This is a genomic window from Pseudomonas sp. LB3P58 (assembly GCF_054897895.1).
Genome location: NZ_JBUBVE010000001.1, coordinates 1,901,207 through 1,916,245 on the forward strand (window position 1 = coordinate 1,901,207; position 15,039 = coordinate 1,916,245).

13 protein-coding genes are annotated in these 15,039 nt (G+C 60.8%); 7 read left to right on the forward strand and 6 right to left on the reverse strand.

Annotated features, from left to right (window positions below; translation table 11 throughout):
* Positions 1 to 69 precede the first annotated feature (69 nt).
* Together ACYZTZ_RS08885 and ACYZTZ_RS08890 are read right to left on the reverse strand one after the other, a co-directional pair.
* Entirely contained in the window at positions 70 to 912 is an 843-nt protein-coding gene (locus ACYZTZ_RS08885) for an NAD-dependent protein deacetylase (RefSeq protein ID WP_461997884.1), read from the reverse strand.
* A gap of 148 nt (positions 913 to 1,060) precedes the next feature.
* Complete coding sequence (locus tag ACYZTZ_RS08890; protein WP_461997885.1) at positions 1,061 to 2,107, reverse strand: class I SAM-dependent methyltransferase; 1,047 nt, start codon at positions 2,105 to 2,107, stop codon at positions 1,061 to 1,063.
* 452 nt (positions 2,108 to 2,559) lie between these two features.
* On the opposite strand from ACYZTZ_RS08890, the gene ACYZTZ_RS08895 reads away from it, so the two are divergent.
* The 3 genes from ACYZTZ_RS08895 to ACYZTZ_RS08905 all read left to right on the forward strand — a co-directional run bounded on the left by ACYZTZ_RS08895 (position 2,560) and on the right by ACYZTZ_RS08905 (position 5,555).
* Complete coding sequence (locus ACYZTZ_RS08895; RefSeq protein WP_461997886.1) at positions 2,560 to 3,894, forward strand: acetamidase/formamidase family protein; 1,335 nt, start codon at positions 2,560 to 2,562, stop codon at positions 3,892 to 3,894.
* 76 nt (positions 3,895 to 3,970) lie between these two features.
* Positions 3,971 to 4,810 (forward strand): HvfB family MNIO-type RiPP peptide maturase, encoded by an 840-nt coding sequence (locus tag ACYZTZ_RS08900; RefSeq protein WP_461997887.1) that lies wholly within the window; start codon positions 3,971 to 3,973, stop codon positions 4,808 to 4,810.
* The gene (locus ACYZTZ_RS08905; protein WP_461997888.1) at positions 4,803 to 5,555 is read left to right on the forward strand and encodes an HvfC family RiPP maturation protein; all 753 of its coding nucleotides are present in this window, start codon (positions 4,803 to 4,805) and stop codon (positions 5,553 to 5,555) included. The genes ACYZTZ_RS08900 and ACYZTZ_RS08905 overlap by 8 nt, the downstream gene beginning before the upstream one ends.
* A 148-nt stretch (positions 5,556 to 5,703) precedes the next feature.
* Here ACYZTZ_RS08905 and ACYZTZ_RS08910 read toward each other — a convergent pair whose 3' ends face one another.
* Together ACYZTZ_RS08910 and ACYZTZ_RS08915 are read right to left on the reverse strand one after the other, a co-directional pair.
* Positions 5,704 to 7,098 (reverse strand): sensor histidine kinase, encoded by a 1,395-nt coding sequence (locus ACYZTZ_RS08910; protein WP_461997889.1) that lies wholly within the window; start codon positions 7,096 to 7,098, stop codon positions 5,704 to 5,706.
* The gene (locus ACYZTZ_RS08915) at positions 7,076 to 7,759 is read right to left on the reverse strand and encodes a response regulator transcription factor (protein ID WP_008153872.1); all 684 of its coding nucleotides are present in this window, start codon (positions 7,757 to 7,759) and stop codon (positions 7,076 to 7,078) included. The genes ACYZTZ_RS08910 and ACYZTZ_RS08915 overlap by 23 nt, the downstream gene beginning before the upstream one ends.
* Before the next feature lie 301 nt (positions 7,760 to 8,060).
* Between ACYZTZ_RS08915 and ACYZTZ_RS08920 the strand changes: the two genes are divergently transcribed.
* Positions 8,061 to 8,999, forward strand: coding sequence for a hypothetical protein (locus ACYZTZ_RS08920; protein ID WP_461997890.1), 939 nt, complete (start codon positions 8,061 to 8,063; stop codon positions 8,997 to 8,999).
* Between the two features lie 299 nt (positions 9,000 to 9,298).
* Here the strand turns inward: ACYZTZ_RS08920 and ACYZTZ_RS08925 are convergent, their stop codons facing one another.
* Together ACYZTZ_RS08925 and ACYZTZ_RS08930 are read right to left on the reverse strand one after the other, a co-directional pair.
* Complete coding sequence (locus ACYZTZ_RS08925; protein ID WP_461997891.1) at positions 9,299 to 9,910, reverse strand: glutathione S-transferase; 612 nt, start codon at positions 9,908 to 9,910, stop codon at positions 9,299 to 9,301.
* A gap of 77 nt (positions 9,911 to 9,987) precedes the next feature.
* Entirely contained in the window at positions 9,988 to 10,908 is a 921-nt protein-coding gene (locus ACYZTZ_RS08930) for a MurR/RpiR family transcriptional regulator (protein WP_046049576.1), read from the reverse strand.
* 311 nt (positions 10,909 to 11,219) lie between these two features.
* On the opposite strand from ACYZTZ_RS08930, the gene ACYZTZ_RS08935 reads away from it, so the two are divergent.
* The 3 genes from ACYZTZ_RS08935 (at position 11,220) to iolB (ending at position 15,024) form a co-directional block, all read left to right on the forward strand.
* Complete coding sequence (locus ACYZTZ_RS08935; protein WP_461997892.1) at positions 11,220 to 13,157, forward strand: bifunctional 5-dehydro-2-deoxygluconokinase/5-dehydro-2-deoxyphosphogluconate aldolase; 1,938 nt, start codon at positions 11,220 to 11,222, stop codon at positions 13,155 to 13,157.
* Between the two features lie 161 nt (positions 13,158 to 13,318).
* Positions 13,319 to 14,218 carry a myo-inosose-2 dehydratase gene (gene iolE, locus ACYZTZ_RS08940; protein ID WP_461997893.1) on the forward strand — a complete coding sequence of 300 codons (900 nt, stop codon included), beginning with the start codon at positions 13,319 to 13,321 and terminating at the stop codon, positions 14,216 to 14,218.
* Positions 14,215 to 15,024 (forward strand): 5-deoxy-glucuronate isomerase, encoded by an 810-nt coding sequence (iolB, locus tag ACYZTZ_RS08945; RefSeq protein ID WP_461997894.1) that lies wholly within the window; start codon positions 14,215 to 14,217, stop codon positions 15,022 to 15,024. Before iolE ends, iolB begins: the two co-directional genes overlap by 4 nt.
* Positions 15,025 to 15,039 lie beyond the last annotated feature (15 nt).

Here is a 15,039-nt window from a genome sequence, read left to right on the forward strand (position 1 = left end):
AATGTGTAAAGGATGTACCGGTCTCTACAGTGAGGGGTGGATCTAAAGTCGAACACTTACCCATAGGCATCAACGAATCAGGCGTTGCGTCAAAAGAGGCAAAAGCCGCTCACAAGACCCCTCAATCTTCAAATCCAGCAAATCATCCGCCCGAGTCTTCCCCAAATTAATCGCAATCAACGGCTTCCCCTGATCCGCCACCGCCCGGCATAACCGAAACGCCGAATACGCCATCAACGAAGACCCCACCACCAACAACCCCGCCGCCTTTTCGACCGCCGCCATTGCTTTGGCCGCCGTCACCTGCGCCACGTTCTCGCCAAAAAACACCACATCCGGCTTCATCCGTTCACCTGCGCAATGCGGGCAATGCGGCACCTGAAACCGCGCCTCAAACGCCGCATCCAGCAGCGTGTCGCCATCCGGGGCTTGCACCGCATCCACGCCGGCCAGATACGGGTTCTGTGCTTCCATCAATTGCTGGATCGAATCCCGTTCGCTGCGCTTGCCGCAGTCCAGGCACAACACCCGGTGCAGGCTGCCGTGAAGTTCGATGACGTCATGGCTGCCGGCCTGGTCGTGCAGGGTGTCGACGTTTTGAGTGATCAGCCCGCTGATCTGCTGCGAACTCTGCAAACTGGCCAAGGCCTCATGGGCCACATTCGGCTGGGCCTGGCGCACCCGCGGCCAACCGAGCATCGCCCGCGCCCAATAGCGCCGCCGGGATTCGGGGGCGGAGAGAAACTCCTGATACATCATCGGTTGCCGGCCACGCCGCACGCCCTGGTTGTCGCGGTAGTCCGGAATGCCCGATGGAGTGCTGATGCCGGCGCCGGTCAGGACCACAAACGGCTGGTACGTCATTAGCTGCTGAAGGCGGTCGAGTTGTTCGTGGATGAGGCTGTCGAGCATGTTCAACACTCCGGTGGACCGGTAGGAGCTGCCGCAGGCTGCGATCTTTTGATCTTGATTTGACGATACTCAAATCGCTGAAGATCAAAAGATCGCAGCCTGCGGCAGCTCCTACAGTAAGCAGTCACCCGTCAGCGGTCAGCAATATTTACTTACGCGCCTCCAGAATCAGGTTGAACGGTGTTTCCGTGGCCCGCCGGAACGTCTTGAACCCCGCCTCGGTGAAGACCTTGCGCAGCCGCGCCTCGCCAGCCTGGGCACCGAGCCCGAGGCCGACTTCCTGGGACAGCGAGTTCGGGGTGCAGATGAAGGTCGAGGCGGCGTAGAACAAGCGGCCAACCGGGTTGACGTTGTCGTCGAGCGAGTCATTGGCGAACGGTTCTACCAGCAGCACCGTGCCGTCCGGTTTAAGTGCGTCATAAGCGTGCCGCGCCGCGCCCACCGGGTCGCCCATGTCGTGCAGGCAGTCGAAGTAGCAGACCAGATCATAGTCATCGCCGGGGAAGCTTTTTGCCGTGCCCTGGAAGAACCGCGCACGCCCGGCCACGCCACCTTCTTCGGCGCGCTGGGTGGCGACGGTGACGGAGGGCGCGTGGTAGTCGAAACCGACGAACCGCGAATCCGGAAACGACTGGGCCATGATCACGGTGGATGCGCCGTGGCCGCAGCCGATATCCGCCACCTTGGCGCCAGCCTCCAGTTTGGCGACCACGCCTTCGAGCGCCGGTAGCCATTCGGCGACCAGATGCGCTTTGTAACCTGGCCGGAAGAACCGCTCCGTGCCACTGAACATGCACGGGTGGTGATCGCCCCAGGCGAGGGCTCCGTCGCCGCGCATGGCGTTGACCAGTTTGTCCTTGTCATGGAAAAACGATGCGACCACCCCGATGCCACCCGCGATATAGACCGGTGAGTCTTCGATCGCCAATGCCATGGCCTGCTCTTCGGGCAGCCGGAACTGGCCGTCGCGGTGTTCCATGTAACCGGAAGCGGCGTGGGCGCTGAGCCATTCGCGTATCAGGCGGGGGTTGCAGCCGGTTTTGTCAGCGAGGGCTTCAGGGGTGACTGGCTGACTGTCGGCCATGGCCCGGTACAGCCCGAGCTCTTCGCCGAGGATTACGTTGGCGAGCATCGCCGCGCCGCCCATGTCGTTCACCAGTTTGCCCATGAAATCATTGAGTCTGGCCTCGTCCATCACGTGTGCTCCTTCAGCAGGATCACAGTCCGGAGGCCTTGTTTTTCGAGGCGTTCACCTCTGGACGGTGGTCGTGGGAATGAACAGGACGATAAGCACGCCCTGCGTGCACTAAGTTTAGTCCGGGGGGCGTGCATCGCTGCCTTGAGCGACGAAAGTTCCTTGTCCGCCACATTTTCCCTGACTCACCTCGAACTCCTGTTCGGCACCAACCCCTGTGGGAGCGAGCCTGCTCGCGATGGCGGTGGGCCAGGCAACATCCTTGTCGACTGAAAAACCGCTATCGCGAGCAGGCTCGCTCCCACAAGGGATTTGTGTATTCCACTGTATCTAACCGGTCTCCCGATACAGAGCCCACTAACTCAGGGCTACTGCCGAACACAGGCGAGATACAAACCTGCGATGAACTGCGTAGGCCATTTGGCACCCTATACTCCGTGAAGGGGACAACAATGACCACGCTCCTGCCTGAAACCGACCTGAAACCCACCCCCGTCAATCGCCTGCGCGTCGACCATTACACCAGCGGCATCATCGGCCCAAGCCAGCCGATGCTCGGGCCACTGGCCGACGGCGGCACCCTGATCACCGGCACGCCGCCGGGCTGTTGGGGGCCGATGATCACGCCGGCCTTCGAGGGAGGCCACGAAGTGACGCAACCGGTGGCCATTGCCGGTGCGGAAATCGGCGATGCGGTGGCGATCAAGATCAAAAGCATGCGCGTCACCTCGCTGGCCACTTCGTCCGGGGTGATGAGCTTCGTTGAAGGTCGCTACCACGGCGATCCGTTCGTTTCCAAATTCTGCGCCAAGTGCGGCACCGAACACCCGGCCAGCCATGTCGAAGGCATCGGCGAGGACGCGATTCGCTGTAACACCTGTGGCGCCGAGGTCAGCGCGTTTCGCTTCAGCCACGGCTACGTGATCGTGTTCGATGCGCAGAATCAGGTCAGCCTGACCGTCAATCAGGACGTTGCCAATCAACTGGCCGGTAACGCAGCCGAGATGTCGGCGCTGCCGGAATTCGCCGCGCAACATTCGATCCTGTCCCTGGCGCGCGCCGACATCCCCGGCGTCGCAGCGCACATGCGGCCGTTCCTCGGCAACATCGGCACCACGCCGTCCCGTGATTTGCCCGACTCCCACAACTGCGCCGATTTCGGCCAATACCTGATCGGCGCGCCGCACCGCTTTGGCATGACCCGCGAAGAACTGCACGCGGCCAAGACTGACGGCCACATGGACACCAACTCTATCCGCGAGGGCTGCGTGTTGATCTGCCCGGTCAAGGTGCCAGGCGCCGGCGTGTACATGGGCGACATGCACGCCCAGCAGGGCAACGGCGAGATCGCCGGGCATGCCACCGATTGCTCCGGGGAAACCGAAGTGGTGGTGGAAGTGGTGAAGCACCTGACGCTGGAAGGGCCGATCCTGCTGCAAAACCTTGACGACTTGCCGCCCATGGCCCGGCCGATGAATGCCCAGCAGCGGCAGAAAGTCCGCGAGCTGGGCGAGCGCTGGGGTCAGCACGACATTGAGCAGAGCGGGCCGATCACCTTTATCGGCAGCGGCGAGAACCTCAACGTCGCGGTAGAGAACGGCTTGAAACGCGCCGCCTCGGTCACTGGTCTGCCGTACGACGAAGTGCTCAACCGCGCGACCATCACCGGTTCGATCGACATCAGCCGCTTGCCGGGCACCGTGCGCGTGACGTTCCTGTGCCCGATGACCGTGCTGGATCGCATCGGCATTGGCCATCTGGTGCGCGAGAAGTACGACCTGGCTTAACGCGCAACGGCGGGTCTGTACCACAGTGTGTACGGACCCCTGTGATTCAGTTCTGACAATCATTGAGATCGACACCATGCAAACTCCCACCCTCTCAGCGAAGGCGACCGTCGGGCTCGGTTTGCGTCGCGGTTTAATGAAGGACCTTCAGGCAGCCCGCATGGGCGATTTCGATTTTCTGGAAGTCGCACCGGAGAACTGGATCGGTATCGGTGGTGCTCATGGCCATGCGTTGCGTGCCCTGGCCGAGCGTTATCCGTTGTCCTGTCATGGCTTGTCCCTGTCTTTGGGCGGCCCGGCTCCGCTGGATGTCGGGTTTCTGCAGGAAGTCCGGGTTTTCCTCGATCACTACAACGTGCCGCTGTACAGCGAGCACTTAAGCTACTGCAGCGATGACGGTCACCTTTACGACCTGCTGCCGTTGCCCTTTACCGAAGAAGCGGTGTATCACGTCGCCGCCCGAATTCGTCAGGCCCAAGACATTCTTGGTCGGCGTCTGGCGGTGGAAAACGTTTCCTACTACGCCGCGCCACAACAGGATATGGACGAGGTGACCTTCACCAACGCGGTGCTGCGCGAAGCCGATTGCGACCTGCTGCTGGACGTCAACAACGTCTACGTCAACTCGATCAATCATGGTTTCGATCCGCAGACCTTTCTGGCGGGCATCGATTCGGGCCGGGTGGTGGCCATGCACGTGGCCGGGCATTTCGATGAGTCCGACACCTTGAAAATCGACACCCACGGCGCCTCGGTCAAACCGGTGGTCTGGTCGTTGCTGGCTGAGGCTTACGCTCGATTCGGCGCGCAACCGACGCTGCTGGAACGGGATTTCAACTTTCCGGCATTTTCCGAACTGCTGGCCGAGTTGCAGACCATTCGCCGCCTGCAAGCCGAGGGGGTGAACCGTGGATAAGCCGAGCCTGTTTCAGCAGCAAAACACCCTGGGCCTTTACCTGCGCGATCCCGATCATTGCGCGCCACCGGCCGGGATGGACGTGACGCGGGCGCAGGTTTACCGCGACCTGATTTTCGCGAACCTGTCGTCGTTGCTCAGCGGGACTTTTCCGGTGCTGATCAAGATTCTCGGTGATGAACACTGGCGTTCACTGGTACGGATTTTCCTGCGCGACTACCGCGCGCACACGCCGAAATTTGGCGAGATCGCCAAGGAGTTTGTCGAGTTCCTGGCCTCGGAACCGCAAGCGTTGGCCGAAGGGGCGTGGCCGCCGTTCATGGTGGAACTGGCGCATTACGAGTGGATCGAGATGGCGTTGCAGCAGTCCGAGGCGGAGCCGTTGCCGCTGAGCGATGCCGGGTTGTTGCTGGACCGACCGTTGCAGGTTTCGCCACTGGCCTGGCCGTTGGCGTATGCCTGGCCGGTGCAGTGGGTGGGACCGGATTATCAACCGGAGGCAGCGCCGGCTCAGCCGACATTGTTGCTGGTGCGTCGGGCTGAGGACTGGAGTGTGAAGTTTTCTGCCCTGAGCCCGTTGGCGTGGCGGTTGTTGCAGCGGATTGAGGAATTTCCTCAACTGGATGGGCGTGAGCAGCTGGAAGGATTGGCGGTGGAGGCGGGGATGGCTGGGTCGCCGGAGTTTATGGAGAGCGGCTTGGCATTACTGCAGCAGATGCATGAAGAAGGGGTGGTGGGCTACTGAAACCACCACCAATCCCCTGTGGGAGCGAGCTTGCTCGCGATGAGGGCCTGACATTCAACATTGATGTTGGATGACACTCCGCCATCGTCGGAACGCCGCCCGGACCAAGCTCGCTCCCACAAGGATCTACTTTGTTCTTGAGTTAGCGTCAGGTCTGGGGGATCAAGCTTTGCTGGCAATCCAGCACCAACCGCGCCCCTCCAAGTTCACTAGTACCCACCTCAAGCGCAAACCCATGCAAGCTGACAATCGCCGCAACGATCGACAGCCCCAACCCGAACCCGCTTTTCTGGTTGCCGCCGTCAGCACGATAGAAACGCTGGAACACCGCCTCTCGTTCGGCCATCGGAATGCCTGGACCCGAATCGAGCACTTCGATCCGCGTACGTCCACCCTCATTGACCCCCCGCAAAATCACCTCGCCACCCGGCGGCGTGAACTTGATCGAGTTGCTCAGCAGGTTCGCCACCGCTTCGAATAGCAACGCGCGGTCGCCATTCAGTGGCGGCAAGACGTCAGGCAGTTGCAGCTTGAAAACCAGTTCGCCTTCTTCCGCCAGCGGCAGATAAAAGTCGTGCAGCTCTTGCAACAACGGCACCGGATCCAGCTGCACAAAACCCGAACGCCGCTGACGATCTTCCAGCTCGGAAATCCGCAGCAACCCTCGAAAGCGCGCCATCAAGGTGTCCGCTTCACCGAGCACTGAGTCCAGTTGCACCGCCAGCGTCGAACCTTCATCAGCCTGTTGCTGAATCCGGTACAGCTGCGCCCGCAGGCGCGTCAGCGGCGTGCGCAGGTCGTGGGCAATGTTGTCGCAGACGCCCTTGACCTCGTTCATCAAGCGTTCAATACGTTCGAGCATGGCGTTGACGATGGCGGCGAGCATGTCCAGCTCATCGCGGCGATTGGACAATGGCAAGCGGCGGGTCAGGTCGCCGGCGACGATGGCCTCGGCGCTGGCCTGAATCCCGCGAATGCGCCGCAAGGGGCGGCGGCGCAACAAGTGCCAGCCGACGATGCCCGGCAGGATCGTCAGGGTTACGCCCCAGAACAACGCGTGGAGGATGATCCGGGTCACGGCGAATAACGAACCGTTGTCGCGCACCAGCACCAGCCAGCGTCCATCCCGGGTCTGGGTCGCCACGGCGTCGCAGCTGTCAGCGGGCAGGGTCGGGTCGTCGGAGTCGGCGCAGTCGCTGAGCATGTGAATCTTGCCGTCCAGCGGCAGGCCTTCGGGAATGTGCTGCAGGGCGCCATTGAGGTAGCGATGCTGACCATCGAACAGGCCATAGGCGTCGATACCGCGAATGTCGAAGGTCATGCTGACGGCGAGGGCGTCCATCAGTTGTTCGCCTTGAAAGCGCGAAAACAAATGCTGGCGCTGCATCAGCGAGTGTTTGGCCAGGTTGTCCAGGTAATCGGACACCTCGTAGTACATGACCCCCATGAGAATGCCGCTCCAGAGCACGAACAGCGAACTGTAGAGCGCCAGCAGTCGGCTGCTGGAGGAACGCCAGCCTTTAGACGGGTTCGGCAATGACATAACCCGAGCCTCGCACGGTCCGGATCAATGGGAGATTGCCGGGTGGGTCGATCTTCTTGCGCAGTCTACCGATGTGCACGTCGATCAGGTTGGTGCCGGGGTCGAAGTGGTAGCCCCAGACCTCTTCGAAAATCATCATCCGCGACAGAATCTGCCCGGTGTTGCGCATCAGGAATTCCAGCAACTTGTACTCGGTGGGCAACAGTGTCAACAGCTGACCGTCGCGGCTGGCTTCATGGCTGATCAGGTTCAGCTCCAGATCCGCCACCCGCAACGTGGTGGCCTGGGCGGTCACGGTGTTCTGCCGGCGCAGCAGGACTTCGACCCGGGCGGCCATTTCATCGGTGGCGAACGGTTTGGTCAGGTAATCGTCACCGCCCGCGCGCAAGCCGCGCACACGCTCATCGACGTCGGAGAGGGCGCTGATCATCAGAATCGGCGTGGCCACGCCCATGGTCCGCAACGTGGTGACAATCGCCAGGCCATCGAGCTCGGGCAGCATGCGGTCGAGGGTGATCAAGTCGTAATTGCCGCTGACCGCGCGTGCAAGGCCTTCGCGGCCGTTGTCGACCCAATCCACGTCGAGGCCGTGGCTGCTCAGTTCGGCGACGATTTCCCGGGCAGTCACGGCGTCGTCTTCGATGGTCAAGATGCGGGTCATAGGGCGGGCCTGATTAAGAGTACTCAATGTTGAGCGGCATTTTGCCAAGAAATGATGGCAGGCTTTCTAAATAAAACTTCATGCGATCTTTTGATTTTTCCATCGAAAACACCGATCCCGGTCAATGCATAAAACCCGCCGCTACAGACGGTTTCTTGCAAATTGCAAGGCCATTGGAAGTTCAAACTTTATAACTTATTGAAAAATCGCGATTTATTTAAAGTCGGCGACTGGCACGGTGACTGCACTTCCTCCGTTGAAGAGTTGTAACACCATCTTTCCTGCCTGGAGCGATAAAACAATGAATAGATCCTCTGATGGTTTCTATCCTGTCGCGGAAGAAACGAGCACGCTCTCTGGCGTGTCCTGGGGCGCGATCTTCGCGGGGGCCGCTGCAGCGGCGGCGTTGTCGTTGATTCTCGTGCTGCTCGGCTTTGGCCTGGGTTTTTCGGCGGTATCGCCGTGGGCCAATGAAGGGGTGAGCGCCAAGGGCCTGGGCATTTCAACGATTGTCTGGCTGGCCGCTACGCAAATCGTGGCGTCCGGGCTTGGCGGTTACATCGCCGGTCGTCTGCGGGTGAAGTGGGCGTACATGCACGGTGATGAGGTTTATTTCCGTGACACCGCCCATGGCTTTCTGGCCTGGTGCGTGGCGACGCTGGTGACGGCGACGCTGGTGGTCGGCTCGGTCAGCAGCATTGTCAGCGGTGGCGTGCAGGCCGGGGCGAGCGTGGTTGGCGGCGCCGCGAGTGCCGCGACTCAAGCTGCCGGTGCGGCTGCCGGCAACACTGACAGTGGCCCGTACGGTTACTTCGTCGACAGCCTGTTCCGCGATGACCGTCCGGTGGCGGTCAGTGATGACGCCGTTCATGGCACCGTCACGCGCATCTTCGTGCGCAGCCTGAGCAACAACGGTCAACTGGCTGCCGAAGATCGCACCTACCTGGCGCAACTGGTCGCCCAACGGACCAACCTCACTCAAGCGGACGCGGAACGTCGCGTTGATGAAGTGTATGCCCGCACGCAAAAAGCCGTGGCCGACGCCAAACTCGCCGCCCAACAAGCCGCCGACACCGCCGCCAAAGTTGCTGCCTGGACTTCGCTGTGGATGTTCATCGCGCTGCTGATCGGTGCGTTTTTCGCCAGCCTCGCGGCAACCTTTGGCGGCCGTCGTCGGGATGCCGTGGTGTATCTGGAATCCGACGCTTACGTGACCACCACTTCACAGCCTGTCCGCTAACCCAGGAGAACTACCATGCGCTCATTACTGCTGTTCTTTCTCGGCGTACCGATCCCGATCATCATCCTGATCGCCCTGTTCATGCACTGACTTACGCTGGGGCACTAGCCTCTGCCGCTTCTGCCTTTGGTGGAAGCGGCGTTTTTGTGTGAGCCGGCTGGCGGCCACCTTGATGTTGAATGTGACTGCCTCTTCGCGAGCAAGCCCGCTCCCACAGTTGACCGCGTTCTCCTGTGGGAGCGGCGGTGCGACGATTCGACTTGCTCGCGAAGGGGCCAGATTAGGCGCCCTCAATCTATCTACTCGATCGGTGTACTGAGAAAATCCTCAAGCCCTTCGGCATACGCCGTAAACGCACTGATCTGTGGAAACCGATTCACATCCACCTGATCCGGCACCACCAGATGGGTGAAACTCCACGCCACCGCCAACGTAATCCCGTCTTGAGCAATCGTCCCGTCAGTCTTCAGCGGCTGCATTTCCAGCTCGCGCTCCAGCGCCGAATAGGCGGCCGCCAATTGTCCTTCGACCCGCTCCACCCACGGTTCAAATTGAATATTCGCCGGCCGCAGGTTGCGTTCGTAGTAAAGCTGCACGGACTTTTCGCACGCCGCCAACGCCAGGCCGATCAGGCGCAATGAGCGCAGGCGTTGAGCGAGATCACCGGGCATCAGGCTCTTGCCAGGACCAGCCAAGGCTTCCAGGTAGTCAATGATCAACGTCGAGTCGATCAACACCTCGCCGTCGTCGAGCACCAGGGTGGGCGCCTTGACCACCGGGTTGATCTGCTGGAATTGCTCGAAATGCCGAAACACCGAAACCGACTGGTGTTCCAGTGGGATGCCAAGGTGTTTGGCAGAGATGGCGACGCGCCGCACGTACGGCGAATCCAGCATGCCGATCAGCTTCATTGAACCGCTCCTTCAGATGTCCATTTCGGGATGGACAACCTTAGTTTAGCTTCAGCGAGCTGCAAACGGCGTGGGCGCTAATCTTCGAAGCCGACCTGCTCGTGAATCTCATCGACCTTCAATTCCAGCCGATACGCCACAGCGATAAACAGCGCCTGGCACAGGCACAGCGTCGCACTCAATGAGCGGAAGGCAAACGAACTGCCCTCGTTGACCAGCAACACAGTGTTGGCGCGCTTTGCCAGAGGTGAGAGGTTGCTGTCGGTGATGATCAGGGTTTTTGCCTGATGGTGCTGGGCAATGCGCAGGCAGTGCTGGGTTTCCTTGCCGTAGGGCGTGAAGCTGATGGCGATCACCAGGTCATTGGCGCGCACGCTGCGCATCTGCTCGCGGTAGCTGCCGCCGAGCCCCGAGACCAGGTGGATACGCTTGTTGGTGTGCTGCAGGTTGTAGACCAGGTAGTCGGCCACCGCGAACGAACGCCGCACCCCGACCACGTAGATGTTGTCGGCATTCACCACCAGGTCGACGGCCTTGTCGAAGGCCTGATCATCGAGTTCCAGTCCCAGCCGTTCGATGCCCGACAGGGTCGCATCGATGCACTCGCGCGCCAGGTCGCCGCCGCTGGCCTTCTGCGACTTGTTGGCGATCATGCTGCGAATGCGCTGCTGGTAGTTCTGCACCGGCGTGGTCTTGTGGGTATAGGCCTCGCGGAACAGCGCCTGCATTTCGCTGAAGCCGCTGAAGCCGAAACGCTGGGAAAACCGCACGATCGCCGACGGGTGCACTTCGCACTCGCGGGCGATGTCGCTGATGCGGTCAACCATGATCCGGTCGCTCTGCTGGCTCATGTAACTGGCGATGCGCTTGAGCTGGCGCGGCAGGCTTTCGTATTCGTTGGTGATCAGCTGCAGCAGACGCTCGGCGTTGATCGGGGGGCTGGCGAGATCGCTGTCGGGCGTGCTCTCGGTCGTCGCCGGCTGATCGGTGCGGGTCATAAGGAATCCTTCTGGCTTGTTCTTATAGGGAGGACGGATGGCGTCATCCCCTGACAATAGGTTGGCTGTGCGCAGTCTACAGGGTAGGCCGGAATAAAATCTTGAGCTTGCGGTCAGTACGAGGTGTGCTGAAACGATGCACTGCCCCTGGAACGCCTGTGCCAAAGTTTATTGGAAAAAATATTCCACGTAAAAAATATTTAGAATAATTATTGATTGTTCGGTCCCGGACGTTTTAGTCTGCATCCACCAAGAGTGTTCGGCGCGGCCATCGCCCCGAACGCAGGCTGATAAAAATAACAGGAGCCAGCATGGGCCAGACTCGTTTTGCCAGTGGGCGTCAATTGGATCTGATTTGCCTGGGGCGCCTAGGCGTCGACCTCTATGCGCAGCAAGTCGGGGCGCGGTTGGAAGATGTTTCAAGCTTCGCCAAATACCTCGGCGGGTCGTCCGCCAACATCGCCTTCGGCACGGCTCGGCTGGGCCTGAAATCGGCGATGTTGAGCCGGGTAGGGGACGACCACATGGGCCGCTTCCTGGTGGAATCCCTGACCCGCGAAGGTTGCGATGTCAGCGGCATCAAGGTCGATCCGGAGCGCCTGACCGCCATGGTCCTGCTGGGCCTCAAGGATCGCGAAACCTTTCCCTTGGTCTTCTACCGTGAAAATTGCGCCGACATGGCGCTGCGGGCTGAAGACATCAGTGAAGCCTTCATCGCTTCCAGCAAAGCCTTGCTGATCACCGGCACCCATTTCTCCACCGACGGCGTCTACAAGGCGAGCATCCAGGCGCTGGATTACGCCGAGAAGCACAACGTCAAGCGGGTGCTGGACATCGACTATCGCCCGGTGCTCTGGGGCCTGGCTGGCAAGGCCGACGGCGAAACCCGCTTCGTCGCCGACCAAAACGTCAGCCAGCATGTGCAGAAAATTCTCCCGCGTTTCGATCTGATCGTCGGTACGGAAGAAGAATTCCTGATTGCCGGCGGTTCCGAGGACTTGCTCACCGCGCTGCACAATGTGCGGCGCCTGAGCGCGGCGACCCTGGTGGTCAAGCTCGGTCCGCAAGGCTGCACGGTGATTCACGGGGTGATCCCGGAACGTCTCGAGGACGGCGCCATTTACCCCGGCGTTCGGGTGGAAGTGTTGAATGTGCTGGGGGCTGGTGATGCGTTCATGTCGGGCTTCCTCGCCGGTTGGCTGGAGGATGCGAGCGACGAGCGCTGCTGCCAGTTGGCCAATGCCTGCGGCGGTCTGGTGGTGTCGCGCCATGCCTGCGCCCCGGCCATGCCGACCCGCGCCGAACTCGACTATCTGTTTAACAGCCCGGTGCCGATTACCCGGCCGGATCAGGACGCGGTGTTGCAGCGTCTGCATCAGGTCAGCGTGCCGCGCAAACAGTGGAAGCAGCTGTTCATTTTTGCTTTCGACCATCGCGGGCAACTGGTGGAGCTGGCGCACAAGGGCGGTCGCGACCTAAACGCCATCAGCGAACTCAAGCAACTGTTTATCAAGGCTGTGGAACGGGTCGAAGCCGATTTGCGCAAGCAAGGCATCGAGGCCGATGTCGGGCTGCTGGCCGATCAACGTTTTGGCCAGGACTCGCTGAACGCCGCCACCGGTCGCGGCTGGTGGGTGGCGCGTCCGGTGGAAGTGCAGGGTTCGCGGCCATTGGCCTTCGAACATGGGCGCTCCATCGGCAGCAACCTGATTGCCTGGCCGCAAGAGCAAATCATCAAGTGCCTGGTGCAATTTCACCCCGACGACGAGCCGCTGCTGCGACTGGAACAGGAAGCACAGATCAAGGGTTTGTACCAGGCATCCCAGGTCAGCGGTCATGAGCTGCTGCTGGAAATCATCCCGCCCAAGGATCATCCGTCGACCCATCCGGACGTGCTGTATCGCGCGCTCAAACGCCTCTACAACCTGGGCATTTACCCGGCGTGGTGGAAGATCGAAGCGCAGAGCGCCGAGGAGTGGAAACAACTCGACGAACTGATTCAGGAGCGTGATCCGTACTGCCGAGGCGTGGTGTTGCTGGGGCTGAATGCACCGGCGGCGGCGCTGGCCGAAGGGTTTCAACAGGCCAGCCAGAGCCAGACTTGCCGTGGGTTTGCAGTCGGCCGGACGATTTTCCAGGAGCCGAGCCGCGCGTGGATGGCCGGTGAAATCGACGATGAGGCGCTGATTCGTCAGGTGCAGGGCACGTTCGTTGAATTGATCGATGCCTGGCGAACAGCCCGGGCCTGACGTAACACCGCAGTACCAATGTGGGAGCGGGCTTGCTCGCGAAAGCGGTGTGTCAGGCGACAAACATGTTGAATGTGCCGGCCTCTTCGCGAGCAAGCCCGCTCCCACAGGGGTTCCGTGCCGGTCTTACTGATTTGTGTAAAACAATAAAAGGTGCAGCCATGCCCGCTATTCGAATTGGCATCAACCCGATCTCCTGGAGCAACGACGACCTGCCGTCCCTCGGTGGCGAGACGCCGCTGAGCACCGCCCTGAGTGAAGGCAAGGAAATCGGCTACGAAGGTTTCGAACTCAACGGAAAATTCCCCAAAGACGCCAATGGTGTCGGCGATGTACTGCGCCCTTACGACCTGGCGCTTGTGTCCGGCTGGTATTCCAGTCGTCTGGCCCGTCGCTCGGTGGCCGAAGAAATCGACGCCATCGGCAGCCATGTCGAGCTGTTGGCGAAGAACGGCGCCAAGGTGCTGGTGTACGGTGAAGTCGCTGACTCCATTCAAGGTCAGCGCATTCCGCTGGTTGAACGCCCGCGTTTCCACACCGAAAGCGCCTGGCAGGAATACGCCGACAAGCTCACCGAACTGGCACGCTTCACCTTGTCCCAAGGTGTGCGCCTGGCCTACCACCATCACATGGGTGCCTACGTCGAATCCCCGGCAGACATCGACAAGCTGATGGCGCTGACCGGCAGTGAAGTCGGTCTGCTGTTCGATTCGGGCCACTGCTATATGGGTGGCGGCGAACCGTTGCAGGTGCTGCGCAAACACATCGAACGCATCTGCCACGTGCATTTCAAGGACGTGCGCAAACCGGTGGTGCAACTGGCACGCAACCACCTGTGGAGCTTCCCGGACTGCATCATCAACGGCACGTTCACCGTGCCCGGCGATGGCGATGGCGATATCGACTTCGGCGCTTTGCTCGACGTGCTGCTGGCGGCCGATTACCACGGCTGGCTGGTGGTCGAAGCGGAACAGGATCCAGCGGTGGCACCGAGTTATGTCTACGCCAAAAAAGGCTACGACACCTTGCGTGCGCTGCTCGACGAGAGGATTGCATTATGAGCCTGCTGGTCAAAAGCAACGCCCGTGGCCGGACCATGGTCGAGCTGGGCAAAGGTGAGCTGGAATACGTCGGCTTCGCCGCTTACCGCTTGAGCCTGGGCGAAACCCTGCCGGTGTCGGCCGGTGATAAAGAGCTGTGCCTGGTGCTGCTCAGCGGTCGGGTCAGCATCAAGGGCGAAGCACCGGGGCAGGGCGTGTTCGACTGGGACAACATCGGTGATCGTCAGTCGGTGTTCGAAGACAAATCCCCGTTCGCCGCGTACTTGCCACCTGGCAGTCAGGCGCAAGTGGTCGCGCTCAGCGATGTGCAAATCGCCGTGTGCGCCGCGCCTGGTTCAACGAGCAACGGCCTCGGCCCACGGCTGATCAAACCCGACAGCATGAAGCGCAGCGTGCGCGGCAAAGGCGCCAACACCCGTTACGTCTGCGACATCCTGCCGGACACCGAGCCGGCCCATTCGCTGCTGGTGGTGGAAGTGCGTACACCGTCGGGTCACTCGTCGAGCTATCCGCCGCACAAACACGACACCGACGACCTGCCGCACCAGAGTTTTCTCGAAGAAACCTATTACCACCAGATCAACCCGCCCCAGGGCTTCGTGTTCCAGCGGGTGTACACCGACGATCGCAGCATCGATCAGGCCATGGCCGTGGAAAACAGCGACCTCGTGGTCGTGCCCAAGGGCTATCACCCGGTCAGCGTGCCGTACGGCTACGAGTCGTATTACCTGAACGTGATGGCCGGCCCGAAACGTGTCTGGCAGTTCCATAACGATCCGCAGCACAGCTGGCTGCTTGATCTCTGAACTAAAAAGCCTGAA